We start from the raw sequence: 19,621 nt of genomic DNA, 5'->3' as shown, positions 1-19,621 counted from the left end.
TCTCAAGCGAAGATAACGACTTAGGTTAGCCCACGAAACAGCGCATGACGCTGTCCCGATAAAGGAGAGGATCACAGGTGGAAGCTCTGGCTTTAGAGCGCAAGGCTGAGATGAACCGCGAGCTGCGTGAGCGGCTTATGGAGTTGAAGAAGGAACGTAATGCCATTATTCTTGCCCATTATTATCAACGTGACGAAGTACAGGAGGTTGCCGACTTCCGTGGAGATTCATTTCTGTTAGCCCAGAAGGCAGCACAGACAGATGCGGATGTGATCGTTTTCTGTGGTGTTCATTTTATGGGTGAAAGCGCTAAAATTCTGGCGCCAAATAAAACAGTTATTATCCCGGACGAACGTGCGGGCTGCCCAATGGCAGATATGGTGAATGTGGATGGACTACGCAAATTGAAAGCACAACATCCTAATGCCAAGGTGGTTACGTATATCAATTCCTCGGCTGAGATCAAAGCAGAGACTGACATCTGTTGTACATCAGCGAACGCAGTCCGGGTTATTCAATCGGTGGATTCCGACGAAATTATCTGGGTACCGGATAAAAACCTGGGACATTATGTGCAGCAGCATACAGACAAGAAAATGATTATCTGGGAAGGTTACTGCAACACTCACGATATGCTTACAGTCAAAGATGTGGTGGAGATGAGAGCCAAGCATCCAAATGCAGAGTTTGTTGTCCATCCAGAGTGTCGCCCTGAGGTTGTAGAAATGGGTGATTTTGTAGGCAGCACAACAGCTATTCTGGAGTATTGCAAAAATTCATCAGCGAAGGAATTTATCGTAGGTACCGAAGATGGTACAGGATATCAGCTTCGTCTGGATAGTCCGGATAAACAGTTCCACTTTGCTACCAAGTTCCTCGTATGTCCCAACATGAAGGTGAACAACTTGAAGAAACTGGTGAAATGCCTGGAAACGATGAAGCCGCAAATCTACGTGCCACCGGCCGTTGCCGACAAAGCCAGAGAATCACTAGAGCGCATGTTGTTGGTAAAGTAGGATGCGCTACTCTTGCTCCAAGACAGGTGAATAACATGATACCGCAATATTTAGTTGATTTTGATCTGTCTGCGCTACCCATGGTAGAGACGGATGTGCTGGTTATAGGCTCAGGGATTGCTGGTTTGTTTACTGCCATTAAGGCAAGTGAACAACAACGTGTATTAATGATCACAAAGAAGTCATTACTTGAAAGTAACACCAGATATGCGCAGGGAGGCATCGCTGCGGTTATTGCTGAGGATGATTCACCTGCGTACCACTTGCAGGACACACTTGTAGCAGGAGCGGGCTTATGCCGCTCCGAAGCGGTAGAGGTATTGGTGAATGAGGGGCCGGACGGAGTGAAGGAACTGATTCGTTTGGGTACTTTATTTGATCTGGAGAACGGCGAGTTGGCGTTGACGCAGGAAGGTGCGCATAGCCACCGCCGTATTTTGCATGCCAACGGAGATGCAACAGGATATGAGATTGTACGTGCGCTTGCTGTTGAAGTGAATGAGCATCCCGGGATTGAAGTATGGGATGAGCATTTTGTTGTTGACCTGATTACAGATCGAGATCGAGGGGAATGCATTGGCGCTCTGGTTCAGAAGGATGACGGATCGCAAGTGTTCGTGAAGGCACAGGCAACCGTTCTTTGCTCTGGTGGGGCAGGACAACTGTACCGATACACGACGAATCCCGATGTAGCTACTGCCGATGGTGTAGCCATGGCTTATCGGGCTGGGGCTATTGTTCGTGATATGGAATTTATCCAATTCCACCCCACCTCTCTTTGTTACCCTGGAGCCCCGCGTTTCCTTGTGTCAGAAGCCGTACGCGGCGAAGGAGCATATTTGCGCAATGTGAAGGGCGAGCGCTTCATGGATCGTTATCATGCCCAGCTTGAACTGGCCCCACGCGATATCGTGGCACGAGCGATTGTTAGTGAGATGGAGTCCACCAACAGTACCTTTGTGTACTTGGACATTACGCATGAACAGCCAGAGATGATCAAGCATCGGTTCCCTACCATATATGAAACTTGTATGCGTTATGGATTGGACATGACAACGGACTGGATTCCCGTTGCACCTGCTGCCCATTACATGATGGGTGGAGTGAAAACGGATTTAAGTGGAGAGAGCAGCATCTCCCGATTATTTGCTTGTGGTGAGGTGTCTTCTACAGGAGTGCACGGAGCTAACCGTCTGGCAAGCAACTCTTTATCAGAAGCGATTGTATTTGGGCGGAGAATTGTTGATCGTATTCAATCTCTCCCTCCGCTTGGTTTATTACAAGCAAGAGGGGGGGCGCCTTCGTCTGTGGGCATGAATAACAAGATCAACAAGATCACGGAAGAGCACAGGCCGGTATCCGAAAGACGCTTACGATTACAGAAAATGATGGTTCGTCAGGTAGGCTTGCGCCGGAATGGTGAGGACCTGCAGAAGGCCATGATCAAGCTGCAACAGGAATTGCAATTTTTTGATCAGACTCTCACTCATAAGGAAGAGCTGGAGTATGCCAACCTTCTGACCTGTGCCTGGTTAGTTACCAGCGGAGCATTACACCGCGAGGAGAGTCGGGGGGCTCACTATCGTGAGGATTTCCCGGCACGTGATGATATCGTGTGGCAGAAGCATAGTCTGCAGCAGCGAGAACAAGCGATTGTGGAGGAATTGATGTCATGATACTAAACGGATACAATGAAGGGCTTATCGAATCAATCAAAAACTGGCTTCGTGAAGATGTCGGTGCAGGTGACGTTACAACGAGTGTGACGATCCCGGCAGGCAACCAATCCAAGGCCATTATACACGCCAAAGACAATGGTATTATTGCAGGCATGACCGTAGCCGAACTTGTATTTCAGGTCGTTGATCCTGATCTAGTATTTACACCGAAGGTAACAGACGGAGACAAGGTTACCCATGGCACGATTTTGGCCGAGGTAGAGGGAAGTACACATTCACTGCTTACAGGGGAACGACTGGCACTTAACTTGCTGCAACGTATGTCCGGAATAGCTACGCGTACGCGTGCCTACGTGGATGTTCTGGATGGTCTTGAGACCAGACTTGTGGATACACGTAAGACAACGCCGGGCCACCGATTACTTGAGAAATATGCAGTGCGCGTGGGTGGCGGAGCGAATCATCGATTTGGACTGTACGATGCCGTTATGATTAAGGATAACCACATCAAGGGTGCAGGCGGAATCACCGAGGCGGTACAGCGTGCGCGAACCGTTATCCCACATACGATGACGATTGAAGTGGAGACTGAAAATTTGGAGCAGGTGAGAGAAGCCTTGCAAGCCGGGGCAGATATCATTATGCTGGATAACATGCATCCAGAGCGGATGCGTGAAGCAGTTGAGCTTATTCGTGAACAGGCTCCTCATGTGAAGGTTGAAGCATCCGGTAACGTGTCCCTTCAGACCATTCGCGGTATTGCAGAGAGTGGTGTGGATGTAATTTCGGTTGGCAGGTTAACCTATTCCTTTGAGAGCCTGGATATTAGTCTGGATTTATATGAAAAGAAAGAGGGGTGAACCTCTTTGATTTTAGTTGTAGACGTGGGGAACAGCAATATGGTGCTCGGCGTATATCAAGGCCGGGAATTGCTGCACCACTTTCGTCTGAGTACATCACGTCAGTCAACAGTGGATGAATACGGCGTATTGATTTATAATTTATTTCATATGTCCGGCATCAGGGCAAGTGACATCGAAGGTGTCATCATCTCATCTGTGGTTCCGCCACTGGTGAATGTTATCGAAGCGATGTGCGAGAAGTATGTAGGCAAAAAAGCTTTGCTCGTTGGGCCTGGTATCAAAACTGGCTTGAATCTGCGATACGAGAACCCTCGTGAAGTGGGTGCAGATCGTATTGTTAATGCAGTGGCAGCCGTTGAGAAGTATGGCGGCCCTCTCGTCGTGGTCGATTTCGGTACTGCAACGACCTTTGACTGTATTGACGAGAAAGGCCACTACTTGGGGGGAGCTATTGTACCTGGCATTCAGATTGCCACTGAAGCGCTCTATGAGCGGGCATCCAAGTTGCCTCGTATAGAGCTGGAGAAACCTAAAAAGGTCATTGGTCGTAATACTATTCATGCCATGCAAGCGGGTATTATATTTGGCTATGCGGGCCAGGTAGATGGTATTGTAGAACGTATTCGCGAGGAGATGGGAGCGAAGCCCCGAGTTATCGCGACGGGTGGTCTCGCTACACTTATCGCAGAAGAAACCCGTAGTATAGAGGAAGTTGATCCGCTGCTTACGCTTGAAGGGCTGCGTATTATATATGAGCGGAACCGGGAAAGGTGAGCATAGAGACGGCATACAGCGGGCTGAGATTACAGCTTAAGTGTTGTGCCGTTTTTTCTGTGTAATACTATTATGGCGATACGCCAAAGGAGGCTGAATGACTTGGAAAACAATAAGAAGCATGACCGGTTAATTCGTGGTACAGCAATGAATGGAAAGGTAAGAGCCTTTGCTATCCAGACTACGGAACTGGTTGAGGAACTACGCAGAAGACACGATACGTTTCCCACGGCTACAGCTGCCATGGGGCGTACGGTTACAACAGCAGCCATTATGGGTGCAATGCTCAAAGGTGAAGAGAAGTTAACGGTACAAGTCAACGGTGATGGGCCCATTGGACAGATTGTAGCTGATGCCAATGCGAAAGGCGAAGTACGAGGATATGTTTCTAATCCGCATGTACATTTGCCAAGCAATAGTGTGGGTAAACTGGACGTTGCAGGCGCGGTTGGAACGGAAGGTTTCATCAACATAACGAAGGATTTGGGACTGAAAGAACCATATCGTGGCAGTGTGCCTATTATTTCAGGAGAACTGGGCGAAGACTTCACGTACTACTTTGCGCAATCGGAGCAAACACCTTCTGCTGTAGGCGTTGGTGTGCTCGTTGATACGGATAATTCCGTTATTGTCTCAGGTGGATTCATTATGCAGCTGTTGCCGGGATTGACAGATCCAGAGATCACGGCGATCGAAAACGCCATTAGTACGTTGCCGCCAGTGACGACGTTGCTGGAGCAGGGACTTGAATTGGAAGAGTTGCTTCGCCGATTGTTGCCAGATGTACAAGTGATGGAAGGATTGGATATTCATTTTAGCTGTGAGTGTTCACGTGAGCGGGTAGAGAAGACACTAATCAGCCTGGGCCAAACGGAGATGGAGCAATTAATTGAAGAAGAGGGCCAGGCTGAAGTGGTCTGCCAATTCTGTAATGAAGCCTATGACTTTAACAAAGAACAACTTGAGACCATCCTAGAGCAAGCCAAGAACTGATCTATGCGGGGACGGGATGCGGAATGACAAGACAGGAAAAAGGATTGTGGACGGCTGTAATTGTCTTGACGCTAGGTATGCTGGTCATGGGTAGTGTGATGGCTATGCATGGTCTCAGACAGGGCAAAGACGAGGCAGATGCGTCTCATGATGCCAATACGGAAGAAGGAAGCACCGTAGCGACGATCAACGGAGAAGTTATCACGGACAAAGAGTGGACCGATGCGCTGAAACGACGTTACGGCAGTGAGTTATTACTCCAGATGTTAAACCGTAAAGCAGTTTATGCCGAAGCAATTGAACGCAAGCTGATCGTCACTCCCCAAGAGATTGCAAGAGAACTTGCCGCCGCGATGGATGGGTACGATTCAGAGAAATCATATTTTGACGAAATGAAGTCTCAATTGGGCCTGTCAAAACAGGAACTTGAATTGGAAGCCGGCTACAGGCTACTGCTTGAGAAAATCGCAACGATTGGCATACAGATCAAGGATGCAGATATTGAGCATTACTGGACTGAACACCGTGAGGATTACGTTTCCCCCGAGAAATATGACTTGTCCATCATCGTAGTGAAGGAAGAAGAGGAAGCCGATTCCTTACTGGATGCGTTGGAGAAGGGGGAGGACTTTGAAGAAGCTGCTCGCAAGCAATCGACAGACAGCTTCTCTCGTGATGCTGGTGGGAGGCTGGGATGGATTGAGCGGAATGATCCATTCCAGTCAGAAGAAATCCTTCAACTTGCTGCAGGGCTGGATGTAGGCGATATTGCCGGACCGGTTCGAGTGGAAGAAGGTTATGTTATTATCAGACTTAATGATAAAGAAGAACGCCAGGTGCAATCGGTCGAAGAAGTCCGTGAGGAGATTCGAATGGAACTGGCTCTGAGTCAGGCTGATCCGTTGCCGCAGGTAGAGCAAATGCTACGTAACAAGTATGAAGCCGTAATCCTGTCCGAGATTCCTGCCTCCTGAATGCAATGGAAAAGATTGTATCGTACTGCTGCATCTTGATAAAAATACTCTGTCTGCGGTCTTAGGGCCGAAGGCAGAGTATTTTTTTTGAGTACTCATATTGACAATGAGGGTTAACGTTGATAAGATGAAAATAATAAATACCTACTCGTTTACTCGGATATAAAAGATTTACTTATGAACAAAGAAACTTTCGGAAACCTCCGCCCTGTCTAGAAATCTTAGCAGTAAGGGATAGGATCAACAGGATTTCCGCAGTTCTTCTATAACAGCTAGAGGCTACCGGCCGCACAGTATAGGTTAACAGGACTTAAGTTTTATTCATCCACTAAGGAGGGCATTCATATGGCTAAAGTAGTTAATAACGTAACAGAACTCATCGGAGGTACTCCGCTTGTTCGTCTGAACCGTATCGTACCTGAAGGCAGTGCTGAAGTATTCGTGAAGCTGGAGTACCAGAATCCAGGTTCAAGCGTGAAAGACCGTATCGCAATTAGCATTGTGGAAGAAGCGGAAAAAGAAGGCAAGCTAAAACCAGGTGATACCATTATTGAAGCAACAAGTGGTAACACGGGAATTGGACTCGCGATGGTGGCTGCAGCCAAAGGCTACAAGTCCGTTATTGTAATGCCTGAGACGATGAGCTTGGAGCGTCGCAACTTGCTTCGTGCGTATGGTGCTGAGCTTGTGCTTACACCTGGAGCTGAAGGTATGAATGGTGCTGTTAAAAAAGCCGAAGAACTGCTGAAAGAAAACCCTTCCTATTTCATGGCTGAGCAATTTAAAAATAAAGCCAACGTGAAGATCCACCGTGAAACGACTGGCCCTGAGATTGTTGAAGCAATTCAATCTGTAGGCGGTACGTTGGATGCTTTCGTTGCGGGAATCGGTACAGGTGGAACAATTACAGGTACAGGCGAAGTGCTGAAAGAAGCTTTCGCTGGTATTAAAATTGTTGCGGTTGAGCCAGCAGCTTCGCCAATTCTGGCGGGCGGCAAACCAGGACCACATAAGATCCAGGGGATTGGTGCCAACTTTATCCCTGAGATTCTGGATCAGGAAATCTATGATGAGATCATTCACATTGAGAATGATGATGCATTCGAGACGGCTCGTCAGGTAGCGAAGGAAGAGGGCATTCTGTCTGGGATTTCTTCCGGTGCGGCGATCCGTGCAGGTCTTCAGGTAGCGAAACAGTTGGGTGAAGGCAAGCGCGTTGTCGTAATCGTGCCGAGTAACGGCGAACGTTACCTCAGCACACCTCTTTACAACTTCGAAGGCTAAGTCTACAAATGACAAAACCAATCCTCCTTGCCCGTATGACGGGTATGGAGGATTTTTGGCGTAATGCTTTTAAAAGGGGCGGCGCTTTAGTATACTATCAGACAATAGAACTAGCGACAGATGGAGGGCGGCACACCGCAATGACACACCTGATGACAACATACGCCGACTGGATGGAGTGGGCTGAACAAGGCTGGACCATGATGCCCTATATCACGAAGTCGGATGAGGGACCGTATCATGGCGGTTTACCGTTATCGTGGGAGGTAGCCTGGGAGCAGGCGTCACCATACGCAATTGTGCTGGAGAATGGCAAAGGCGGGAGATATACATTTCTGGGGTTAGACCCCGTATCCGTAATTTCAGGTAAAGGTCAAGAAGCGGTTATTCATGATGTGACGCAAGGAACCACCTCGACGGACAGCGGCAAGCCACTTGATGTATTGAAGAGATGGACTGCCTCGTATAGCGCACCCAAGGTTAATGGGGCTCCAGACTTTGGGGGTGGATACGCAGGTTATCTCAGCTACGATGTAGCAAGATCATTGGAGAAGCTTCCAGCCTTGGCTGAAGATAATCCTTCTCTGCCGGATTATTGGTGGATGCGCTTTGAAGAAATATGGGCGTATGACCATGAGCAGCAGGCGCTTTTCTGCATGGTTCATCTGGATATAGAGCCTAACCGGAACGAAACTGATATCCATAGCCTATATGCAACGGCCGAAGCACGAGCGACAGCGATGCAGCAAAGATGGCTTCACATTATGGGGGCTGCACAGGCTGAGGAACAACAACAGGCACTGGAACGCCGCAACAAGCAGGTCAATCGTACCCCGCAGCCTGAAGATGCGGAAAGGGAATTGGAAGGATGGGAAACCTCCTTTCCCCAGGAGGACTTTGAACAGGCTGTACGTACGGTACAGGAATATATCAGGCAGGGCGATGTGTTCCAGGTGAATCTGTCCTTGAGACAGGAGAAGAGGCTTCATTCGAGCGCTGAGCATATTTATGAATGGCTGCGCCTTGTGAATCCATCACCGTATATGGGTATGCTGCGTAGTCCAGACTTTCAACTGGTAAGCGGATCTCCCGAACTTCTGGTCAAAGTGGAGAATGGCAAAGTCAGTGCACGTCCCATTGCAGGGACCCGAAGAAGGGGCCGTGATGCAGCAGAAGATAATGCTATGGCGGATGAACTGCTCAGCAGTGAGAAGGAACGGGCGGAGCATATTATGCTCGTTGATCTGGAACGTAATGATATTGGACGGATTGCGGCCTATGGTTCGGTTCATGTGCCTGAATTGATGACCATCGAGAAGTATTCCCATGTCATGCATCTCGTTTCCCAGGTGGAAGGCAGGCTGGCAGAAGGGTTATCGGTATTTGATGTGATCGCTGCGACATTCCCGGGTGGAACAATTACTGGAGCCCCGAAAGTCCGCACCATGGAGATTATCGAGGAACTTGAGCCTGTTCGTCGTGGACCTTATACGGGTTCCGTCGGGTGGATGGATTACAGTGGAAATATGGAATTGAACATCGTCATTCGTACGCTTGCCATTAAGGAAGGTATTGGTTATGTACAGGCCGGTGCAGGAATTGTCATTGATTCCGATCCATATCGGGAATACAAGGAATGCCGCAACAAAGCAAGAGCCATGATGAGAGCTGTGAATTACAGCGAAAAGGCGGAAGCTGTTAAACTAAAATAAAACGAAGCAACCGTCACTTGCATTGACGGAAGATGAGGAGGAGCAGGCATATGATACTGGTTATCGATAATTACGATTCCTTCACGTACAACCTGGTTCAATATTTGGGTGAACTGGGTGAGACGGTGGAAGTTCGCCGCAACGACGAGATTGATCTGGCAGGCATAGAGGCACTGGCACCTGATCATATTCTGATCTCTCCGGGCCCGTGTACACCGAATGAAGCAGGCATTAGCTTGGCAGTCATTAATCATTTCAAGGGAAGCATTCCGATCTTTGGTGTTTGTCTGGGACATCAGTCCATTGGACAAGCGTTTGGTGGCAATGTCATTCGTGCGGAGCGCATGATGCACGGCAAAACATCTGAGATGCACCACAATGGGACATCGGTCTTTGCCGGATTGCCATCTCCATTCACAGCTACCCGTTACCACTCCCTGATTGTCGAGCGCAGCAGCTTGCCTGACTGCCTGGAGATTACAGCGGAGACAGCTGAAGGTGAAATTATGGGTCTGCGCCACAAAGAATATGCGATTGAAGGTGTTCAATTCCACCCGGAATCCATTATTACAGACCATGGTCATCAGATGCTTCGTAACTTTTTGTCCCAACAAGTGAAGGTATAACATGCAATATGCCGTGATAAACGGAGAGTTGGTCAATATGGCGGCGGCCGTGGTTCCTGTAACGGATCACGGCTTTTTGTACGGACTTGGACTGTTTGAGACGTTCCGGACGTATCGAGGTGTCCCATATCTTTTGGAACGGCATTTGGAGCGCATGGCTTCGGGGTGCAAGGAACTTGGCATTCCTTTTACAACGACTGCGGCAGAGGTGACAGATTGGATTCAACGTTTGATGGATGCGAACGGACTTCTGGATGCGTATGTACGTTATACGGTATCAGCCGGTGAAGCACCGCTAGGCTTACCTTCTGGTGATTATTCGAAGCCAAATCATATTTTACTGGCAAAAGCATTACCTGAACCTTCTCCCTCTTTATATGAGAGCGGCAAAATGCTCCAACGGTTGTCTACACCTCGCAACACGCCCGAAGGAGAAGTTCGGTTCAAGTCGCTACATTACATGAACAGCATTCTGGCGAAACGGGAGCTTAATGGATACGGGCAGCATGTGCAGGGTGCGGAAGGGTTACAATTAACCCGGGATGGTCATATAGCGGAAGGGATCGTCAGCAATGTATTTTGGGTACGGGAAAAAGTAATCTACACGCCAGCACTCTCAACGGGCATTCTGCCGGGTATCACAAGAGCTGTGGTAATGGAGATTGCCTCGCAGCAAGGAATCCCCTACATAGAAACGCTAGCGGCTTGGGAGGACCTCCTTCAAGCAGATGAAATATTTCTAACCGGCTCGGTGGCCGAACTGGTTCCGGTGACGACTCTGCGGGATCAGGACGGAGCCGAAACGATAATTAGCAACCGACATATTGGCCCGGTTACAGCAGTCCTTCTGGGTATGTACCGGCAGAAAGCGGGGTATACTTCATGACACTTACACCTGTCATCTATGAACGGAACTATGCATGGGGGCCAGCTGAATTGAAGCTGGGTACAAGAACACAGATTATGGGCATTCTTAATGTCACGCCTGACTCGTTTTCAGATGGGGGACGTTATACCAACGTGGAGCGGGCGGTTGCTCATGCCAAACAGATGATGGAGGACGGGGCGGACCTGATTGATATCGGCGGGGAGTCCACCCGGCCAGGTTCAGATGTCGTGGGCGCCGATGAAGAGCTCAGCAGGATTATTCCGGTTATTGAAGCATTGCATCAGCAAGCCCCGCATATTCCGATATCGGTAGACACGTATAAGGCCGATGTTGCACGTCAGGCTATTCTGGCAGGTGCTCATATTATTAATGATGTGTGGGGTGCCAAGGCAGATGCAGATATGGCCCGCACGGCAGCAGAGCTGGGGTGTCCCATCATTCTGATGCATAATCGGCAGGAGCGAAACTATACCGATTATCTGAGTGATGTTGTCAGTGATTTGCAGGAGAGTATACAGATTGCATTAACAGCCGGCGTGAAAGCAGAGCAAATTATCCTGGACCCGGGCATTGGTTTTGTGAAGGATCTCGGAGAAAATCTGAAGCTCATGTCATCGCTCGGTTTGCTCAATGAAATGGGATATCCCGTTCTGTTAGCCACCTCACGTAAAAGATTCATCCAGAATACCCTGAATGTCGGGGCGGATGATGCGCTGGAAGGAACCGCTGCGACCGTAGCATTTGGCATTGCCCAAGGCTGCCAAATGGTTCGGGTTCATGATGTGAAGCCGATTCGGCGGACGGCAGACATGTGTGATGCCATGTTATATGCTTCTCCGGGTCTACGGAGGAAATAATGCTGGCGGGTCCCGAGTGACCCGGCCAGTGGAAGCGTAGCGTTTTTCAAAGGCAAAGCAAAAGGATATCTTCAAATAGATTAGGATTTCAATATATATATAGAGGGCAGGCGGATCGTATGGATAGAATGGTTATGCATCGAATGGAGTATTACGGATATCACGGTGTATTTGCCGAGGAGCGGAAGCTAGGGGCACGTTATTATATTGATCTGGAGATTGACATGGACCTGGGTGAGGCTGGGCGTAACGATGATCTGACCAAAACGATCAATTATGCGGAGATCCATGAGCTGGTAAAACAGATTGTTGAGAATAAATCGTTCCAGTTAATTGAAGCTTTGGGCGAACATATTGCATCTTCTTTACTAGACACTTATACTATTATCAATGCATTGACAGTCAAGGTGACGAAGCCACATCCGCCATTCGATATTCATTTTGAGGGCGTAACGGTAGAGCTTCGCCGCACAAGAAAGTGAGAACCGATCATGATTGCACATTCGACCTCTGAATCTTCAGAGGCTTATATTGCTTTAGGGGCCAATTTGGGTGACCGGGAACAGACGCTGCTTGAAGCATTGTCTTTGCTGGATGAACACCCTCATATATCCGTTCTGCGTTGTTCTGCACTATATGAGACGGAGCCTGTAGGATATGTAGATCAGCCTGCATTTCTGAATATGGCAGTCGCCGTACAGGTGATGCTGACACCGGAACAGTTGCTCACGGAATTACTGGATATCGAGAACCGGCTTGGACGTGTTCGTGATATTCGCTGGGGACCGCGCACCGTTGATCTGGATCTGCTCTGGATGCAAGGTGAGACGCGAGATACCGAATTGCTTCAATTGCCTCATCCCCGTATGGGAGAACGGGCTTTTGTACTGGTACCATTGTCGGATATCGTACCGGAGGGCGAGATTTCAGGTTTGTATACCTTTGTACACTCATCGTTGTCTGTACTGGATGGAAAGGATGGAATACAGCTTTGGAAAACATGCAATTGGCCAATCGAATCCGGGCATTCCGGAAGCTGAAAGGTTTAACACAACATGAACTTGCGGCCGAGACCGGCATCTCGCTGGCCATTCTGGGAACCATTGAACGGGGAAACCGTAAGGTATCACAGCAAGAGCTCGATCGAATTGCTGGTGTGCTGGCAATCAGTATCGAGGAGTTGCGGGGCAACTAGGACTGTTTCGGTTTCGTCATGTTACAACAACCAAGATATCAATCGAACTTAATATCGTGATATATACAGAATTAAAAAAGGAGTGGAACGACTACCGTGCTTAACATTGGTGGCATTGAAATGAAAAACCAGGTCGTACTTGCGCCGATGGCTGGCGTATGTAATCCGGCTTTTCGTTTGATCGCAAAAGAATTCGGAACAGGCCTCGTATGCGCGGAGATGGTGAGTGGCAAAGCCATTGTCCATGGCAACCAGCGTACACGTGAGATGTTATTTGTAGATGAGCGTGAGAAACCGCTGAGCCTTCAAATTTTTGGGGGAGATCGTGATTCCCTTGTAGAAGCAGCCAAAATCGTGGATCAAGAAACCAATGCAGACATTATCGACATTAACATGGGATGCCCTGTGCCTAAGGTAACGAAATGTGATGCAGGTGCACGTTGGTTGCTAGATCCGAACAAGATCTATGAGATGGTATCCGCTGTAGTAGATGCGGTTGAGAAGCCGGTAACGGTCAAGATGCGTATTGGCTGGGATAACGAGCATATCTTCGCGGTGGAGAATGCGCTCGCGGTTGAACGTGCGGGTGGACAGGCGGTAAGTGTGCACGGCCGTACGCGTGAGCAACTCTACACAGGCACAGCTGACTGGTCACACATCAAAGATGTAAAAGAGGCTGTCTCTATTCCAGTGATCGGCAATGGTGATGTCCATACACCAGAGGATGCTCGCCGTATGCTGGATGAAACGGGTTGTGACGGAGTTATGATTGGTCGTGCTGCCCTGGGTAACCCATGGATGCTGTATCGTACCATTCAATACTTAAGCACGGGGGAATTGCTTCCTGACCCGAATGGCGAAGAGAAGATCCGTGTTGCCATCCTGCATATGGATCGCCTGATTGCACTGAAGAATGAGACGGTTGCTGTACGCGAGATGCGTAAACATCTGGCTTGGTATTTGAAAGGCTTGAAAGGATCTGCTCGCATCAAGGACGTTATTATGGAAGGTACCAAGCGTGATGAGATGGTACAGATTCTGGAGAACTTTGTGAGTCAGCTGAAACGCGAAGGCAATTTGGAGTCAGAACCGGTAATTGCCGGAAGTGCATCGTAATTAAGACTGTAAAACGTTTACAGCTATAGAGGACGTAACATTGACTTTTCGAGATCGTTCCCCTATACTTTCACAGTATAAATTCGCCATGTGCGTTAATTAAAGGCTAGTCATCAGGAGGAATATTCTATTTCTCTGGAGAACTTCATATAGTTTTGAAGATGTATGCGGGCGGAGCTATGTAATTAGCACTGATTCCGTTGCCGTACAATCCAAATTATTCCCATGACAGGAGAATCGGTTGAGATGAGCGACAAGGAAGTTATCCTTACACCAGAGGGACTTAAGAAGCTGGAAGAAGAACTGGAAACATTGAAATCAGTGAAGCGCCGCGAAGTGGCTGAACGGATTAAGGTAGCCATCGGGTATGGAGATATCAGTGAGAACTCTGAATACGAAGATGCCAAGAACGAACAGGCCTTCATTGAAGGTCGTATTATTACTTTGGAGAAAATGCTTCGGAACGCACGCATTATTAACAGTGATGAGATTGACACCGATGTTGTGAGTGTAGGTGCAACAGTCACTGTGGAAGATTTGGAATTCGGCGACATCACAGAGTATACAATTGTAGGTTCTGCTGAATCAAACCCGCTTCAGAACAAGATTTCTAACGAAAGCCCTGTCGGTAAAGCGATCTTGGGCAAGAAAAATGGTACAGTTGTTGATGTAAGTGTGCCTGCTGGCGTAATTCAATATAAAATTGTAGATATTAAAAAGCTATAGTAACGAAGCAGTTGGGCACGGTAAACAAAAGCTTCCTTAGGGAAGCTTTTTCAACATTGAGGAAGAGTGTCCTCACGCGATGCCTGCAATGTAAATAAGGAGATGAATACAGATCATGACGGATGAAGTCTTGAATCAGGAAACCGAACTTAGCGAGCTTTTACAAATTCGCCGTGACAAATTGGACGAGCTCCGCAAATTGGGAATCGACCCTTTTGGCCAAAAATACGTACGTACCGAAGAAGCCGGCTCCATTCTGAAGAAGTATGAAGAACTGACCAAGGAAGAGCTGGAAGAGAAGCACATCGAAGTCAGTATTGCCGGACGGATTATGGCGAAGCGGGGAATGGGTAAAGCAAGCTTCGCACATATTCAGGACCTGAGCGGCAGAATCCAGATCTATGTTCGTCAGGATAGCGTGCCTGAAGACAAGTATGCGGCATTTAGCCTGCTGGACCTTGGCGATATCGTTGGGGTAACGGGTGTGATCTTTAAGACCAAAACAGGTGAAACTTCTGTCAAAGTGAAAGATCTTGAAGTGCTGTCCAAATCGCTCTATCCGCTTCCGGATAAATTCCATGGTCTCACCGACGTAGAGTTGCGTTACCGCCAGCGTTATGTTGACCTGATTATGAGCCCGGACGTACAACAGACCTTTATCGCACGTTCCAAAATCATTCAATCGATGCGCCGTTACCTGGATTCCCTTGGATATTTGGAAGTGGAAACACCTACGTTGCATACGATCGCAGGAGGAGCTGCAGCACGTCCGTTTATTACGCATCACAATGCGCTGGATATGGAACTGTACATGCGGATTGCGATTGAACTTCACCTGAAACGTCTGATTGTTGGCGGACTGGAGAAGGTATATGAGATCGGCCGTGTATATCGGAACGAAGGTATGTCCACACGTCACAATCCGGAATTCACAATGATTGAATTGTATGAGGCATATGCCGACTACAAAGATATCATGCATTTGACGGAGAACCTGGTTGCTCATATTGCACAGGAAGTACTGGGTACGCAAGTGATCCAGTATGGAGATTATGAAGTAGATCTTACGCCGCAGTGGCGCCGTGTTACGATGGTGGATGCAGTTAAGGAAGTTGTGGGCGTGGACTTCTCCGTACATATGACGGATGAGGAAGCACATAACTTGGCGAAGGAACATAAGGTTCCGGTTGAAAAACATATGACATTTGGTCATATTCTGAACGCGTTCTTTGAGGAATTTGTGGAAGAGACGTTAATTCAACCGACATTCATCACGGGTCATCCTCTTGAAATCTCACCGCTGGCGAAGAAAAATGATGTAGATCCGCGCTTCACGGATCGTTTCGAATTGTTCATCGTTGGACGCGAGCATGCCAATGCCTTCACGGAGCTGAATGATCCAATCGATCAACGTCAGCGCTTTGAAGCACAGATGCTGGAGAAAGAACATGGGAACGACGAAGCTCATGAGATGGATGACGACTTCATCCGTGCGCTCGAATATGGTATGCCACCAACAGGCGGATTGGGAATCGGGGTTGATCGTCTGATCATGCTGCTTACCAACTCCCCGTCGATTCGTGACGTACTGCTCTTCCCGCACATGCGTCCTCGTACGCAAGATTAAATAAGGAACGTAGGATACGTTCATAATAGAAGAGGAACCTGCCGTTCAGTATCATGCTGGGGCAAGTTCCTCTTTAGGTTTACATAGACGCTAAAAATAAAGTTTTTCAGAAGGCCCTTGCTCGCAGCAACCATTAGGGTAGCACCGCGTCTTGAATTTGTTAGATTAACCTGTTCGTATTTTTGTTAAAAGAGGTACCCTTCATGAAGTTCAGGCTTCACTTTGCCAAATTCTTATCTCCTCCGTTAATTCTGGTCGGTGGTTTTCTGCTTATCATTGCGATTGGAACCGTGCTTCTCATGTTGCCAATCTCCAACCAAAGCGGTAAACATTTGGCGTTTATTGACGCGCTCTTTACATCAACCTCTGCCGCATGTGTGACTGGATTGGTTGTTGTGGATGTAGGGACAACGTTTAATTTGTTTGGTCAGATCGTCATTATGGTATTAATGCAGCTTGGTGGACTCGGCTTCATGACCATGGCTACCCTCTTTGCGCTTGTATTGGGCAAGCGAATCTCCCTCAAGGACAGGCTATTACTCAAAGAAGCCATTAATGCAGACAGCATGGAAGGGATTGTACGCATTATCCGCAAGGTGTTGATTTTCTCCTTTACCATTGAAGGGGTGGCTGCTGTAATACTGGCGCTGCGCTGGGCAACGGAGATGCCATTGGGTCAGGCTGTATACTATGGAATATTTCATTCCGTTTCATTGTTTAATAACGGCGGATTTGATCTGTTTGGTAACAGCTTTCAATACTACACTGGAGATTGGATATTCAATGTGACCGCTTCTGTGCTCGTTGTCTCTGGTGGACTTGGATTTGTTGTATTGAATGACCTGTTTGAGTATCGCAAACGCCGCCGTCTATCTCTTCAGTCCAAACTGGTGCTGTCTGTATCTGGAGCGTTGATCGGTATAGGAGCGATTGTGTTGTTTGTTTTCGAATTCACCAATGGACATACACTGGCTTCGCTCACCTGGAGCGAGAAGATCTATGCGTCCTTCTTCCAGTCTGTCTCTACACGTTCGTCGGGAACAAGTACAATCGATATCACGGAGATGAGGCAGGCTACCCAATTCTTCTTCATTCTGCTGATGTTTATCGGGGCTTCCCCGGGATCGACCGGGGGCGGGATCAAGACAACTACATTCCTGATCATGATTGGTGCAGTGTATGCCATGATTCGGGGAAATAAGGATATTGTATTTTTCCGCCAGCGTGTTCCGAAAGAACTGCTGATGAGGGCGTTGACCATTATTATGGTTTCTCTGATCATATTCATGATCGTGGTGATGCTTCTGCTTACGACAGAGGATGCGCCATTCCTTTCACTGATGTTTGAAGCTGCATCGGCTATTGGCACCGTGGGTCTTTCTGTGGGAGTGACTGATGAGTTGACCAATTGGGGAAAAATCATTATTACCTTTACCATGTTTGTAGGTCGGATTGGGCCATTAACCATCGCGTATGCCCTTCGTCCGCGCAAAGAGAAGAAACTGTATCGTCATCCGGAAGGCCGGATCATTATCGGATAAAAAGAAAAACCGTCAGACATTCAGAACTAACTCCTGTTATCGTAACGGGCCTTAGTCACACGAATGTGCTGCGGTTTTTTTGGTTTAACGGCACAAGGAAGCAAGATGCAAAGTGAGAACATCGTCCATAAGTTTGGCATTCATCTGATCCGGTCTAAGCACGGTATGTATGCCTAAGCCATCCACGAGTGCATACAATCTTTCAATCTCCAGTTCTTTGTCCAGATCGGTTCTGGAGAGGTCGAGCTTTATCAGGTAGGTGATAACAGAGCCTACAGCTTGTCTGAATTCATCATATACGGTATTAGCAAGTTCTTTGAGTGTAGGATCGGTTTTCGATCTGGCTGTAAAAGCGTACCACACCTCCATTTCGGCCAGTTTTTCTTCCGTGTTTGGTAAGAATTCGAGCAATAGGCATTTCATATTGTCCATGGGAGAGCCGGTAAAGGACATTTTTTGGACTCGATGGGATACCCGTTCGGATACCAGATTCATGGCATATAGTAGTAGTTCCGACTGTGTAGAGAAGTAGTGACGCATCGAACCGACCGAAACTCCAGCTTCTTCAGCGATATTCCGAACAGAGGCTTGTTCCATGCCATCTCTTCGTATAATACGCCAAGCTGCCTCGGCCACGAGCACGCGCTGTTTATCATGATCAACAATTTTAGGCATAGGCATATTATATCACTATTGATTATTATAGTACATACGTGCTAAATTATATTTAATACATATGTATCAAAAAAGGAGGGGCTGAAATGATTGGTTATTTCATTATAGGTTGTGAGATTGCCTTTTGGGTGTTTGTGTTCACGGGTCTGAGTGTCAGGTATCACCTTGGCATGAAGCGGTTAGGCATCGGTTTGTTAATGGCAACACCGGTTATCGATCTGTTATTGCTGGTAGCTACAGTCATGGATCTACAGCGAGGAGCTACAGCAAGTATGATTCATGGTATAGCTGCGGTGTATATAGGAGCAAGCATTGCATATGGTCACCAGATGATCGCTTGGGCGGATCGATATTTCCTATATTGGTTCAAGGGTGGAGAGAATCCTCGCAGCAACAAGTTATATGGCAGAGAACATGCGAGTCGTGAACGTAGTGGATGGTTTAGACATCTATTGGCTTGGGCTATAGGAAGTGCTTTTTTATTCGCCATGATATGGTGGATTGGAGATGCTGAACGTACAGCTGCCTTCAATAATCTGATCAGAGTGTGGGGAATGATACTCGGAATCGATTTTCTGATAAGTTTTAGTTACAGTTTATGGCCAAGAAAGGTTCCTGCTAGGAATGTTAAACATTAAAGTGAAAATGGACGTGCGTATGAACTTGCTAAGTTGGGAGAGTACCATATGTACGTCTGTATTAGATCAAACCGCTTGTTAATGTAGTTTCAAAAAAAGACTTGCATTCAAAATCTGTACATGGTATATTCTAAGTCCGGCCAAGAAAACACGGTTTACACGGTGCGGCAAGCAAACGAAATAAGCTTCGAAAGAAACTTAAAAAAAGAGCTTGCAAAGTTGGTTCGGATGTGATAAGATATAAAAGTTGCTGAAGAGAACGACATTCGGTAATGAAATAAGTTTGATCTTTGAAAACTGAACAACGAGTGAGTAAAAATTCTGCTTGCAGAATGAACGCAAAAGTTTGAAACGAGCCTTGGCTTGGATCAACTGGAGCACAAATGAGATTTTTAATCTCGTCAGATTCAAAATGAGCTTATCGCTCTTTTCAATA

Annotated in this window: 20 protein-coding genes; 19 read left to right on the top strand and 1 reads right to left on the bottom strand. The window is 47.6% G+C overall.

Features of this window, described 5'->3' with window-relative positions:
• The first annotated feature begins 77 nt into the window (after window positions 1–77).
• From nadA to J2X75_RS28935, 18 genes are all read left to right on the top strand, one after another.
• A complete protein-coding gene (gene nadA / locus J2X75_RS29020; RefSeq protein ID WP_017691350.1) occupies window positions 78–1,016 on the top strand; it encodes a quinolinate synthase NadA in 939 nt (312 codons plus the stop codon).
• Window positions 1,017–1,051: 35 nt separating this feature from the next.
• The gene (gene nadB, locus J2X75_RS29015; protein ID WP_310342987.1) at window positions 1,052–2,692 is read left to right on the top strand and encodes an L-aspartate oxidase; all 1,641 of its coding nucleotides are present in this window, start codon (window positions 1,052–1,054) and stop codon (window positions 2,690–2,692) included.
• Window positions 2,689–3,555, top strand: coding sequence for a carboxylating nicotinate-nucleotide diphosphorylase (nadC, locus tag J2X75_RS29010; RefSeq protein WP_310342984.1), 867 nt, complete (start codon window positions 2,689–2,691; stop codon window positions 3,553–3,555). The genes nadB and nadC overlap by 4 nt, the downstream gene beginning before the upstream one ends.
• Window positions 3,556–3,561: 6 nt before the next feature.
• On the top strand, window positions 3,562–4,332 hold the full coding sequence (locus J2X75_RS29005) for a type III pantothenate kinase (protein ID WP_026081372.1): 771 nt from the start codon (window positions 3,562–3,564) through the stop codon (window positions 4,330–4,332).
• Between the two features lie 102 nt (window positions 4,333–4,434).
• Complete coding sequence (gene hslO, locus J2X75_RS29000) at window positions 4,435–5,325, top strand: Hsp33 family molecular chaperone HslO (RefSeq protein ID WP_310342980.1); 891 nt, start codon at window positions 4,435–4,437, stop codon at window positions 5,323–5,325.
• 23 nt (window positions 5,326–5,348) lie between these two features.
• Window positions 5,349–6,299 (top strand): peptidyl-prolyl cis-trans isomerase, encoded by a 951-nt coding sequence (locus tag J2X75_RS28995; protein WP_310342978.1) that lies wholly within the window; start codon window positions 5,349–5,351, stop codon window positions 6,297–6,299.
• 345 nt (window positions 6,300–6,644) lie between these two features.
• Entirely contained in the window at window positions 6,645–7,583 is a 939-nt protein-coding gene (gene cysK / locus J2X75_RS28990) for a cysteine synthase A (protein ID WP_036668448.1), read from the top strand.
• Window positions 7,584–7,723: 140 nt separating this feature from the next.
• Window positions 7,724–9,295 (top strand): anthranilate synthase component I family protein, encoded by a 1,572-nt coding sequence (locus J2X75_RS28985; protein WP_310342975.1) that lies wholly within the window; start codon window positions 7,724–7,726, stop codon window positions 9,293–9,295.
• A 50-nt stretch (window positions 9,296–9,345) separates the two neighbouring features.
• Entirely contained in the window at window positions 9,346–9,921 is a 576-nt protein-coding gene (gene pabA, locus J2X75_RS28980; RefSeq protein ID WP_076320273.1) for an aminodeoxychorismate/anthranilate synthase component II, read from the top strand.
• 1 nt (window position 9,922) lies between these two features.
• Window positions 9,923–10,807, top strand: a complete 885-nt coding sequence (locus tag J2X75_RS28975) for an aminotransferase class IV (RefSeq protein WP_310342970.1) — start codon at window positions 9,923–9,925, stop codon at window positions 10,805–10,807.
• Window positions 10,804–11,667 carry a dihydropteroate synthase gene (folP, locus tag J2X75_RS28970; RefSeq protein ID WP_310342968.1) on the top strand — a complete coding sequence of 288 codons (864 nt, stop codon included), beginning with the start codon at window positions 10,804–10,806 and terminating at the stop codon, window positions 11,665–11,667. The genes J2X75_RS28975 and folP overlap by 4 nt, the downstream gene beginning before the upstream one ends.
• 119 nt (window positions 11,668–11,786) lie before the next feature.
• Window positions 11,787–12,149 carry a dihydroneopterin aldolase gene (gene folB / locus J2X75_RS28965; RefSeq protein ID WP_150364151.1) on the top strand — a complete coding sequence of 121 codons (363 nt, stop codon included), beginning with the start codon at window positions 11,787–11,789 and terminating at the stop codon, window positions 12,147–12,149.
• A gap of 9 nt (window positions 12,150–12,158) precedes the next feature.
• On the top strand, window positions 12,159–12,707 hold the full coding sequence (folK, locus tag J2X75_RS28960; RefSeq protein ID WP_307540848.1) for a 2-amino-4-hydroxy-6-hydroxymethyldihydropteridine diphosphokinase: 549 nt from the start codon (window positions 12,159–12,161) through the stop codon (window positions 12,705–12,707).
• Window positions 12,668–12,862 carry a helix-turn-helix domain-containing protein gene (locus J2X75_RS28955; protein WP_036668438.1) on the top strand — a complete coding sequence of 65 codons (195 nt, stop codon included), beginning with the start codon at window positions 12,668–12,670 and terminating at the stop codon, window positions 12,860–12,862. Before folK ends, J2X75_RS28955 begins: the two co-directional genes overlap by 40 nt.
• 96 nt (window positions 12,863–12,958) lie before the next feature.
• Window positions 12,959–13,978, top strand: coding sequence for a tRNA dihydrouridine synthase DusB (gene dusB, locus J2X75_RS28950; RefSeq protein ID WP_310342962.1), 1,020 nt, complete (start codon window positions 12,959–12,961; stop codon window positions 13,976–13,978).
• A 246-nt stretch (window positions 13,979–14,224) separates the two neighbouring features.
• Window positions 14,225–14,704, top strand: a complete 480-nt coding sequence (gene greA, locus J2X75_RS28945; protein WP_076216743.1) for a transcription elongation factor GreA — start codon at window positions 14,225–14,227, stop codon at window positions 14,702–14,704.
• A 115-nt stretch (window positions 14,705–14,819) separates the two neighbouring features.
• Complete coding sequence (gene lysS, locus J2X75_RS28940) at window positions 14,820–16,331, top strand: lysine--tRNA ligase (protein ID WP_310342957.1); 1,512 nt, start codon at window positions 14,820–14,822, stop codon at window positions 16,329–16,331.
• A 203-nt stretch (window positions 16,332–16,534) separates the two neighbouring features.
• The gene (locus tag J2X75_RS28935) at window positions 16,535–17,872 is read left to right on the top strand and encodes a TrkH family potassium uptake protein (RefSeq protein ID WP_150364149.1); all 1,338 of its coding nucleotides are present in this window, start codon (window positions 16,535–16,537) and stop codon (window positions 17,870–17,872) included.
• Between the two features lie 84 nt (window positions 17,873–17,956).
• Here the strand turns inward: J2X75_RS28935 and J2X75_RS28930 are convergent, their stop codons facing one another.
• Window positions 17,957–18,547: a TetR/AcrR family transcriptional regulator gene (locus tag J2X75_RS28930; protein WP_310342953.1), complete on the bottom strand. Its 591-nt coding sequence runs from the start codon at window positions 18,545–18,547 to the stop codon at window positions 17,957–17,959.
• Between the two features lie 86 nt (window positions 18,548–18,633).
• On the opposite strand from J2X75_RS28930, the gene J2X75_RS28925 reads away from it, so the two are divergent.
• Complete coding sequence (locus J2X75_RS28925; protein WP_310342951.1) at window positions 18,634–19,185, top strand: hypothetical protein; 552 nt, start codon at window positions 18,634–18,636, stop codon at window positions 19,183–19,185.
• Window positions 19,186–19,621 lie beyond the last annotated feature (436 nt).

The organism is Paenibacillus sp. 2003 (assembly GCF_031455635.1).
Lineage (GTDB): Bacteria > Bacillota > Bacilli > Paenibacillales > Paenibacillaceae > Paenibacillus > Paenibacillus amylolyticus_B.
This window is presented reverse-complemented; position numbering and strand designations above follow the sequence as displayed.

Bases quoted from the DNA above. Each gene is read 5' to 3' on its own strand.
- nadC (WP_310342984.1), top strand. From the start codon at position 2,689: ATGATACTAAACGGATACAATGAAGGGCTTATCGAATCAATCAAAAAC.
- J2X75_RS28985 (WP_310342975.1), top strand. From the start codon at position 7,724: ATGACACACCTGATGACAACATACGCCGACTGGATGGAGTGGGCTGAA.
- J2X75_RS28995 (WP_310342978.1), top strand. From the start codon at position 5,349: ATGACAAGACAGGAAAAAGGATTGTGGACGGCTGTAATTGTCTTGACG.
- J2X75_RS28925 (WP_310342951.1), top strand. From the start codon at position 18,634: ATGATTGGTTATTTCATTATAGGTTGTGAGATTGCCTTTTGGGTGTTT.
- folP (WP_310342968.1), top strand. From the start codon at position 10,804: ATGACACTTACACCTGTCATCTATGAACGGAACTATGCATGGGGGCCA.
- cysK (WP_036668448.1), top strand. From the start codon at position 6,645: ATGGCTAAAGTAGTTAATAACGTAACAGAACTCATCGGAGGTACTCCG.
- greA (WP_076216743.1), top strand. From the start codon at position 14,225: ATGAGCGACAAGGAAGTTATCCTTACACCAGAGGGACTTAAGAAGCTG.
- folB (WP_150364151.1), top strand. From the start codon at position 11,787: ATGGATAGAATGGTTATGCATCGAATGGAGTATTACGGATATCACGGT.
- J2X75_RS28935 (WP_150364149.1), top strand. From the start codon at position 16,535: ATGAAGTTCAGGCTTCACTTTGCCAAATTCTTATCTCCTCCGTTAATT.
- nadB (WP_310342987.1), top strand. From the start codon at position 1,052: ATGATACCGCAATATTTAGTTGATTTTGATCTGTCTGCGCTACCCATG.
- J2X75_RS28955 (WP_036668438.1), top strand. From the start codon at position 12,668: ATGCAATTGGCCAATCGAATCCGGGCATTCCGGAAGCTGAAAGGTTTA.
- pabA (WP_076320273.1), top strand. From the start codon at position 9,346: ATGATACTGGTTATCGATAATTACGATTCCTTCACGTACAACCTGGTT.
- J2X75_RS28930 (WP_310342953.1), bottom strand. From the start codon at position 18,547: ATGCCTAAAATTGTTGATCATGATAAACAGCGCGTGCTCGTGGCCGAG.
- J2X75_RS28975 (WP_310342970.1), top strand. From the start codon at position 9,923: ATGCAATATGCCGTGATAAACGGAGAGTTGGTCAATATGGCGGCGGCC.
- folK (WP_307540848.1), top strand. From the start codon at position 12,159: ATGATTGCACATTCGACCTCTGAATCTTCAGAGGCTTATATTGCTTTA.
- lysS (WP_310342957.1), top strand. From the start codon at position 14,820: ATGACGGATGAAGTCTTGAATCAGGAAACCGAACTTAGCGAGCTTTTA.